Origin of the sequence: Mesorhizobium sp. M6A.T.Ce.TU.002.03.1.1 (genome assembly GCF_003997275.1) — a bacterium.
In the GTDB taxonomy this organism is placed as follows: Bacteria; Pseudomonadota; Alphaproteobacteria; order Rhizobiales; family Rhizobiaceae; genus Mesorhizobium; species Mesorhizobium mediterraneum.
The window spans coordinates 77,392-85,944 of sequence record NZ_RZTI01000013.1; the positions used below are offsets into that span (position 1 = coordinate 77,392).

General features: G+C 61.6%; 11 protein-coding genes and 1 pseudogene. 9 read left to right on the forward strand and 3 right to left on the reverse strand.

Annotated elements, in window-relative coordinates:
- Positions 1-357 precede the first annotated feature (357 nt).
- Together EOC93_RS06750 and EOC93_RS06755 are read left to right on the forward strand one after the other, a co-directional pair.
- Positions 358-675: a hypothetical protein gene (locus EOC93_RS06750; protein ID WP_127204190.1), complete on the forward strand. Its 318-nt coding sequence runs from the start codon at positions 358-360 to the stop codon at positions 673-675.
- An 824-nt stretch (positions 676-1,499) separates the two neighbouring features.
- Positions 1,500-1,784 (forward strand): EF-hand domain-containing protein, encoded by a 285-nt coding sequence (locus EOC93_RS06755; RefSeq protein WP_245329727.1) that lies wholly within the window; start codon positions 1,500-1,502, stop codon positions 1,782-1,784.
- Here EOC93_RS06755 and EOC93_RS06760 read toward each other — a convergent pair.
- Positions 1,759-2,295, reverse strand: coding sequence for an Hsp20/alpha crystallin family protein (locus EOC93_RS06760; protein ID WP_095482770.1), 537 nt, complete (start codon positions 2,293-2,295; stop codon positions 1,759-1,761). The two genes, EOC93_RS06755 and EOC93_RS06760, sit on opposite strands and share 26 nt — an antisense overlap.
- A 55-nt stretch (positions 2,296-2,350) precedes the next feature.
- Positions 2,351-2,812 carry an Hsp20 family protein gene (locus tag EOC93_RS06765; RefSeq protein ID WP_127204191.1) on the reverse strand — a complete coding sequence of 154 codons (462 nt, stop codon included), beginning with the start codon at positions 2,810-2,812 and terminating at the stop codon, positions 2,351-2,353.
- 231 nt (positions 2,813-3,043) lie between these two features.
- Here EOC93_RS06765 and EOC93_RS06770 point away from each other — a divergent pair, with 231 nt between their 5' ends.
- The 3 genes from EOC93_RS06770 to EOC93_RS06780 all read left to right on the forward strand — a co-directional run bounded on the left by EOC93_RS06770 (position 3,044) and on the right by EOC93_RS06780 (position 4,901).
- Positions 3,044-3,262, forward strand: coding sequence for a hypothetical protein (locus EOC93_RS06770; protein ID WP_164759062.1), 219 nt, complete (start codon positions 3,044-3,046; stop codon positions 3,260-3,262).
- Between the two features lie 155 nt (positions 3,263-3,417).
- Positions 3,418-3,675 carry a DUF982 domain-containing protein gene (locus tag EOC93_RS06775; RefSeq protein WP_095482768.1) on the forward strand — a complete coding sequence of 86 codons (258 nt, stop codon included), beginning with the start codon at positions 3,418-3,420 and terminating at the stop codon, positions 3,673-3,675.
- A gap of 548 nt (positions 3,676-4,223) precedes the next feature.
- The gene (locus EOC93_RS06780) at positions 4,224-4,901 is read left to right on the forward strand and encodes an outer membrane protein (RefSeq protein ID WP_164759063.1); all 678 of its coding nucleotides are present in this window, start codon (positions 4,224-4,226) and stop codon (positions 4,899-4,901) included.
- 193 nt (positions 4,902-5,094) lie between these two features.
- Here the strand turns inward: EOC93_RS06780 and EOC93_RS06785 are convergent.
- Positions 5,095-5,332, reverse strand: a pseudogene (locus EOC93_RS06785) (protein usg).
- 355 nt (positions 5,333-5,687) lie between these two features.
- Here EOC93_RS06785 and EOC93_RS06790 point away from each other — a divergent pair.
- From EOC93_RS06790 to EOC93_RS06805, 4 genes are all read left to right on the forward strand, one after another.
- Positions 5,688-6,002 (forward strand): co-chaperone GroES, encoded by a 315-nt coding sequence (locus EOC93_RS06790; RefSeq protein WP_095482859.1) that lies wholly within the window; start codon positions 5,688-5,690, stop codon positions 6,000-6,002.
- Positions 6,003-6,060: 58 nt separating this feature from the next.
- Positions 6,061-7,692, forward strand: a complete 1,632-nt coding sequence (gene groL, locus EOC93_RS06795) for a chaperonin GroEL (RefSeq protein WP_095482766.1) — start codon at positions 6,061-6,063, stop codon at positions 7,690-7,692.
- A 26-nt stretch (positions 7,693-7,718) separates the two neighbouring features.
- The gene (locus EOC93_RS06800; protein WP_126105691.1) at positions 7,719-8,012 is read left to right on the forward strand and encodes a hypothetical protein; all 294 of its coding nucleotides are present in this window, start codon (positions 7,719-7,721) and stop codon (positions 8,010-8,012) included.
- Positions 8,013-8,333: 321 nt separating this feature from the next.
- Positions 8,334-8,553, forward strand: a 220-nt coding sequence (locus EOC93_RS06805) for a DUF982 domain-containing protein (RefSeq protein ID WP_164759064.1), incomplete at its 3' end; no start/stop codon positions are given.

Consider the following 8,553-nt stretch of genomic DNA (forward strand, 5'->3'; position numbering starts at 1 on the left):
GGCCTTGCCCGCGGGCATCAGGTCGAGGCCGCCATCGCCGCCGCCAATGCCGCCGCGGCCTTGCTGGTCGCTACGCCGGAACGGGAGCGCGAGGCGATCTGAGGCAAGGGCGCTGAGAAGGGGGCGCGCGCCTCCCGCCTGGCCCCGGCGGCTTCGACATCGCCGGGGAACTCTTTTGCGGTGCCTTGTCGGGCACGCGGCAGATGCGTAACAGCCCATGGAGAGCCATTTAATCGGAGGACGCGGGGTAGGGGCTCGCGGCCTAGGATTATTGCCGCCCGGTTACGTGACGACCGGGTCGGTCGTAAACATCGGTATTTTAGTGGAACCTAATTTAAATGACGCGGTTAAGCGTGCATGAGAGAGCATGAAATCCAGACTGTTACTGAATACCGGATAGCGGGCAATCAGCTGGCCGATGATCCGGTGATCGCTCTCGATATCGCGGAACGGATATTGCAGGCAGCCGAGAACGACAGGATTGGCTATGTCGTCGTCAGAGCGGGGCACCCCGAAGCCGACCTCATCGAGAAAAGAGAGCCGCAACCGATCAAGGCTACCACAGCCTTGTTCCGCGATTTTGAAGTGTTGCTGCTTGTTCTTTATGCGGCCTATGCCCTTGTCGTGCTGGGTGTCACCGCTTTCGTGATGCTGGAATTGGCTCCTGTTCTGTAGACTTGCTCCAGCAGCGTCCATGCCAGGATTGCTCATGTGGGCTAGCGTTTCTGCATCGTACCCGATGCGAGCGGATGGCGAGGCTGTTCGCTCAACTCCGACAAGCCGATAAAGTTCGACAATTGAAACGAAAGCCCGCCGCCCTGTCGGACGACGGGCTCCGTTGCCTGGGCGCCAGGAACGCCACGGTAGCGACCTCTGCCACTAATGCTCCCGCAGACTTTCAATATGCCCCGGCGCGTGGACTGGCGCATCGGCCGAACTAATGAAAGCCCGCGCCTCTGGCGGAGAGCGCGGGCCGATCGGGTTGCAGCCCGATCTGCAGTAGGAACCCGAAGGCTCCACTGCTCAAATACAACTATTAGAAATTGCTAATGTTCCGCATCGGCCGGATGAATGATGTAACCGCCCTCGCGAACGAGCACCCTGGCAAGAGATTCTTTTTGCCTGAAGCAGTCATGGTTGCTCCTCTCCGCCGGCCTCAAGCAAACTTTATGAGACAAACGTTCGTATGGTGGGCAGGGGATGTGCGTTGGGGGAAAAGCCGTGAGCATAAAGCGACGCTCCGTTTTTTGGATCGCTATCTTTGCATCCGTCCTTGGCTTTGTGCTGTTGGTCCTGGTCCTGCAAATAGTGAGTTTGCTTGACTAGATATCGATCACGGCCCGCATGATATTGCTTGATCGTCTGTCAGCGCGGGCCGGTTGCTTGGCGAGAATTTTTCGCCGGCGAGCGTAGGGGCAGGGTCCCTTCCTGCGTATCGGTCAGCAGTCGCCGCCAAAACCCACGACGGCGCGACTAATGACAGCGAAAGGACCATCACCATGCAACGTTCAGCACTCATTGCGGCCCTGCTTATGGGGCTCGTGCCGCTTTCCGCAGCGCACGGCCAGGGAAACGACACGCCGGGAAAGCGCATCCTGCAACGGCTCGACACCAATGGCGACGGCGCGATTTCCAGGGATGAGATGCTTGCGGCGCGCGAGCGCATGTTCACGAAGCTCGATCGCAAGCGCGGGAGTCGGGTGGCGTATGCACCGACTGAGCGCAGCCGGGCGCGTGCGCGTCCGGCTGCCGATGTTGTCAGTGCTTGCTCTTGCCGGGACTGACGGCACTGCCGCTGATGGCGATGCGCCTAGCCTTCGTCTGCGCGCGCTGGGTCTTGGGCAGCGTCACGCTGAGCACGCCGTTATGGAAGGCAGCATTCACCTTGTCCTCCTCGACCTCGTAGCCGAGCGGGATGCGGCGCTCGAAGCGGCCGTAGAACCGCTCGGAGAAGTGCCTGTCCTTGTCCTCGGTCTCGGAGCGCTTCTCGCCGCGCAGCGTCAGCACGCCGTCGTCGAGCAGCACCTCGATGTCCTTCTCGTCCATGCCGGGGATTTCGGCGGTCACGCGGACCTCCTTCTCGCCGTCGGAGATCTCAACGCTCGGCCAGTTGGCGCGCGCCGACGAAAATCCGCTGAACGAGGGCATGCGCGTTTCGAAACCGCGGAATGCGTCGTCGATCATGCGGTTCATCTCGCGATGCAACGCCATGAACGGATCCCGGTCATCGTCACGATAGAAGCTGGGAACCGGACTATTCTCCCGGCCCCAGGGAATGAGATCACGAATAGCCATTGGTGTTCTCCTTTCTCGACTGGTTGTGCCAGGCGGCGCCAGAGTTCACCCTCGCTCAGGCGGCCTGCTTCGGCTTCTCAACCTGCCCGGCCTTCGGCGCGCCGTCTTCCCTAGTGATCGTGATGCGACGCGGCTTCATCTCCTCGGGCACTTCGCGCACGAGGTCGATCTTCAGCAGGCCGTTGTTGAGCGAGGCGCCGGTGACCGTCATGTGATCGGCAAGCTCGAAGCGCCGTGTGAACGGTCGCACCGGCAGGCCGCGATGCAGATATTCAACCTTGTCCTGTTCCTTGCGCTCGCCAGAGACGATCAGAAGGTTGGGCTCGTGGCTGATGTCGAGATCGTCTTCGGAAAAGCCGGCGACCGCGATCGTCACGCGATAGCTGTTTTCGTCGCTTCGCTCGATGTCATAAGGCGGCCAGCTGTCAGTCTGAGGCGCGTTTTCCAGAAGGTCGAAGATGCGGTCGAAACCGATGCTCGACCGATAGAGCGGGGAAAAATCGGATGCGGTTCTCATAGCTACATCCTCCATAGAGCAATATAGTACGAGGAACGCCAAAGAGCTGGCGCTCCCTGGGTTCTGCCGGCCCCATTCAGCAACCGGCAATTTTGATTTGGTTATTGTCAGCCCGAAATCAAGACCCAGATTCTGTCGCGCTGCCAGATTTTTTGTTGCCAGATTGTGGCTGGCAATGCCGGTTTCAACCTTCATTTGTGGGTCGCGCCGGCACGCCGCATGGAGGATATCATGACCATGACACGCGACGACATCATATCGGTGCTGGGCCCGGTGGACGACGCCGTCATCGCCGACATCGCCTCGACCGGCGCGACGATCGAGGAGTTGCGCGAGGCCTTTGCCTGGGTCGGCGCCGATGAGGCGCTGGTGAACGAGGGCCGCCCTCTGCCGTCGGCAAGGGTGGCGACGCTGATCGGGCTTCTCGAGCCGCCGGACGACGACTTATAGCCGGCCGTTGCGTCGGGCAGGGGATAGGGGTTTGGGCAGGGAGGTCTTGAAGCGCGCAGGCAGACGAACCATCTCGTTCACCGGCGCCGATCGGGCCGCCTTCCTGCTTATTCGAGGATGCTACTTGCTCTAAAAACAGAAAGAAGGAGAAAGTGATGAAGGACGTCCCGTTTTCCGAGCCGATCACACTCAAGCTCCAATCCGTCGGAGAGCGCAAGGTCGCCAGCAGTTGGGAAGCCATCGAATGCATGCAGCAGTGGCCGGACCGGGCGCGGGGCCGGAGCTGGCGCGCAGCCTATCGCGCCTGCCGCGACGCGCTCGACGGTTGGCGCACCGCCCGCGAGGCTCGCACGGCCTTCGTCAAGGCGGCTCGCACGGCCGGACTGCTTGTCACGGGACGTAAATCCACCTGAACGTCAACTACCTGAACGTCAACTACCTGAAGTCAACTACCTGAACGTCAGGGCTCCGACGATCTTCTGCCCGGCCGGTTTATGTAGCTCGGGAACGTCATTTCAGGTCTCTCCTTCGCTTGCATTCGGCGCAACATTCCTTCCAGCGCAGGAGGACGTCCGGGCGGCTGCGCCGGGTCACAGTCCTTTTGGGGGTTGCTCCAAGGAAGAAGGCCCAGGGCTTTCACCATGGGCCTAGATCGTTGTCGCGGGTTCTGTTGATGCCGAGGATCGAGATCGCTCGATCCCACGCCATGGGTGGTTCACTCATTGATGGCTCGACGGATGGTCGCGATGGGTGCGTTCTCTTCACCCTCGCAGTTGCTGATCTCCGGCCGTTCCACGGCCACTTCAGAGCCTTTCTTCGGCTCCATGTGCCAAGTATCCTGCGATCGAACTCATGCGCGCCCCTCTGTTGCGCGTATACTACTATCCGTTGCGCTTATGCCACAGTGCCGGCCGTCAGGTTGTGTTAACGACAGCACACATCAATGAGGGGGAAGCCACCAATGAAGAAGCTGTTTCTCGGTCTATCGCTATCGTTCCTCGCGTCGACCGCTTTCGCTGCCGACGCGGTCGTCGAGGAGGTCCGTGTCGCCGAGTCGGCCTACAGCTGGTCAGGGCTCTATGTCGGCGGCCAGGTCGGCTATGTCTTCGAAGGCCGCGCCGACTATATCTATATCAACCCCGCCTACAACTACCGCCATGACCTCGACGGGTTCATCGGCGGGGTCTACGTCGGCTACAATTATCAATTCACCAACGGTATCGTGTTGGGCGCCGAAGCCGACCTCGCCTGGGGCGATGTCGGAGGTTCGGATGTAGCGCCGGGCGACGACATTTTCTCGAGCACGACCGAGATCGACTGGACCGGCTCGGTTCGGATGCGCCTGGGTTATGCCATTGACCGCTTCCTGCCCTATGTGACGGGCGGCGTCGCCTTTGGTCGCTTCGGTTTCGAGGAATTCGCCGCGGGCGCTCCCTACGGCTCCGCCGACGACAACCTTGTCGGGTGGACCTTGGGCGCGGGCGGCGAATATGCGCTGACCGACAACTGGCTCCTGCGTGGCGAGTACCGCTACACGGAATTCGACAAGAAGGATTTCGTTTCCCAACCGGTAGACGAGGACCTTTCCGTCGATATCCACACACACGATTTCCGCATCGGAGCGGCCTACAAGTTCTGATCTCCCTAGCGGCTCATGATCTTGGTGTCCGAGTAGTTGGCCAAGGGACGGCTCAGGTTGACCTTGTCGCCGGCCGCTCTACAGGCCCGTAGGCGTCGGTCGCGACGTGGGACGATGTGCGACGCCACCGGCAGCGTCGACGCGCTGTGTTGCAAAAGCGGCGCCTTTCATGAAGGCGCCGCCTCTTGCTGTGTCATTGCAGGGTGATGACGCCGTCCACCGCTCGCCACTCGGAGGGCTGGATCAGGGTGGGCGACGCGCACGGAATGCAGCGGGCCTTCGATCTCACGTTCCCAATAGTCGAGGAAATGCTTCAGCGTCGGGAAATCCGGGGTGATGTCGTATTCCTGCCAGATTAAGAGCTGCAGCAGGTCCTGATAGTCGGGAAGACGATAATGGATCTCTGCCGTTATCGGGCCAAAACCCTGCATCTGGAGCCAGAACTCGTTACCGTCCTCCGCATGGAAAAACGCCTCCGCTTACTCATCGGTTCCGGCCGCCGGCAGGCGTGCCAGGACCGACAAGGATGTCGGAAAGGCTGCGCCGCGATTTCAAGCCGCATTCGTCAGTTCAAATTCTGGAATAGCGCCACAATTACAGTGTGTTGGCACTCGGCCATGGCGAGTGCTAAAATTTTTTCGGCGTCCTCTTGAAAGCCTGGATCGGCAGACTAATTCGATATGCGCGATGCCTGAGCAAGGGTCGCGCACCGTCGCATCGGCCGTTGTACCGGCCGGCTGCGAAGGGAGGTCCAAGAAAATCTGTTTGTCCTATGAGGAGAACGACATGGCGTTCCGTCCATTGCATGACCGTATCCTGGTCCGCCGCATCGAGGTCGACGAGAAGACCGCGGGCGGGATCATCATTCCCGACACCGCCAAGGAAAAGCCGCAGGAAGGCGAAGTGATTGCCGCCGGTCCCGGGGCGCGTGACGATAGCGGCCAGTTGCAGCCGCTGGACGTCAAGGTCGGCGATCGCATCCTGTTCGGCAAGTGGTCCGGCACCGAGATCAAGCTCAATGGCGAAGACCTGCTCATCATGAAGGAGAGCGACGTGTTGGGGGTGATCGAATTGACCGGCGAAGTGAAGAAGGCCGCCTGAGCGGGGCCGCAACAAGCAATCAGTCAACGAAAAGCTGCCTATTTGAAGGAGTTATCCAATGGCTGCCAAGGATGTGAAATTCCATACCGAAGCCCGCGAGAAGATGTTGCGCGGCGTCGATATTCTCGCCAATGCGGTGAAGGTGACGCTCGGTCCCAAGGGCCGCAACGTTGTCTTCGACAAGTCGTTCGGCGCCCCGCGCATCACCAAGGACGGCGTGACGGTGGCGAAAGAGATCGAGCTTGAGGACAAGTTCGAGAACATGGGCGCGCAGATGGTGCGCGAGGTCGCCTCGAAGACCAGCGACACCGCCGGCGATGGCACCACGACCGCGACGATTCTTGCTCAGGCCATTGTCAGGGAAGGGGCCAAGGCGGTCGCTGCCGGCATGAACCCGATGGACCTGAAGCGCGGCATCGACAAGGCGGTCGACGCCGTCGTCGCCGACCTGAAATCCAATGCCCGCAAGGTGACCAGGAACGACGAAATCGCCCAGGTCGGCGCCATCTCTGCCAATGGCGATGCCGAGATCGGCCGTTTCCTCGCAGAGGCGATGGAAAGGGTCGGCAATGAGGGCGTCATCACTGTCGAGGAGGCCAAGACCGCTGAGACCGAGTTGGAAGTGGTCGAAGGCATGCAGTTCGACCGTGGCTACCTCTCGCCCTATTTCATCACCAACCAGGACAAGATGCGGGTCGAACTTGAAGAACCCTATGTGCTGATCCACGAGAAGAAGCTCTCCAACCTGCAGGCCATGCTTCCCGTGCTCGAGGCCGCCGTGCAATCCGGCAAGCCGCTGCTGATCATCGCCGAGGACGTCGAGGGCGAGGCGCTGGCGACGCTGGTCGTCAACAAGTTGCGCGGCGGCCTGAAGGTTGCAGCCGTCAAGGCGCCGGGCTTCGGTGACCGCCGTAAGGCCATGCTGGAAGACATCGCCATCCTGACCGGCGGCACGGCGATCTCGGAAGACCTCGGCATCAAGCTTGAGAACGTCACGCTGGAGATGCTTGGCCGCGCCAAGAAGGTGCTGATCGAGAAGGAGAACACCACCATCGTCGACGGTGCCGGCCGCAAGGATGAAATCCAGGCGCGCATCAGCCAGATCAAGGCGCAGATCGAGGAAACCACCTCCGACTACGACCGCGAGAAGCTGCAGGAGCGGCTGGCCAAGCTCGCCGGCGGTGTCGCCGTCATCCGCGTCGGCGGCTCGACAGAGATCGAGGTCAGGGAGCGCAAGGATCGCGTCGACGATGCCATGCACGCCACACGCGCGGCGGTCGAGGAAGGCATCCTGCCCGGCGGCGGCGTGGCGCTGCTCAGGGCGGCGAAGGCGCTCGACAACGTCGCCGTCGACAATCCCGACCAGAAGACCGGTGTCGACATCGTGCGTCGCGCCATCGAAGCGCCGGTGCGCCAGATCGCCGAGAACGCCGGTGCGGAAGGTTCGATCATCGTTGGCAAGCTGCGCGAGACGACCGACTTCGGCTATGGCTGGAACGCGCAGACCAACGAGTTCGGCGACCTCTACGCACAGGGCGTCATCGATCCGGCCAAGGTCGTGCGCACTGCGCTGCAGGGCGCCGCCTCTGTCGCCGGCCTGCTCGTCACCACAGAGGCGATGGTGGCCGAGAAGCCGAAGAAGGAAGGGGCCACGCCGGCGATGCCTGCCGGTGCCGGCATGGATTACTGACGCCAGGCCTCTGAGGACAAACGACCGTGCCCGCCGATGCGAAGGCGCGCACGGTCGTGCCCGGACCATATGCAGGTGTTGCCATGGACATGATGAACAGTTTTGGAAAGATCGCCGCGCCGACCCTTCCCAGGACCGATTTCAACTATGAAACGGAGTGCAAGACGGCGCTGGCGCCGCTTGTCGACGGATTGCTTGACGCAGTCGAGTCGGCCGGTTGGGATCGCCGCAAGGCGGCCTTTACGCTGATGTTCCTGTCGGCTCAGCGATTGGGAGCCGGCAAAGGGGGCAGAGGAGATGATTGCGGCGCGGATGCGTGAGTGCCTGCGCCTGCTGAGATGGTCGGAAACCGATTTCGCCGAAGAGGCGGGCTATGCGGTCTCCAGAGCAAGGAACTGGCTCTGCGGGCGCGAGCATCCGCCTCTCGGCGTGGTGGCCTGGCTGGAGGCGCTGGTCAAGGCGCATCGGTCGCTACCACGGCCGAGCACGCCGGCCGTGCCGGCTCGCCGGCTCGCCGGCGCCACGTCTTCTATCCTGATGTCAGCTGCGTCCGAAATTCGCGCGGAACCGGCCAGATTCTTGAGCCCGGCCAGATTCTTGAACCCGGAATGGAGACAGTTGAACTCCGAAAGGAGAGTGTCATGGATCGTTCTTCTTTTGAAAAGCCGGTCACCATCCTTACCGGCCTAGGCACGCCGTCGAAGATAGAAAGCGGCGCTGAAGCCTATGCGCTGCTTGCCGACTGGCCGGCGGCGAGCCGGACGGCCGCGCATGACATCGCCGCCAAGGCTTGCCGGGCCGCGATGGACGGCGAGATCGACGCCGAGACGGCGCGAGGAGATTGTTGCGGCGGGCAACCGC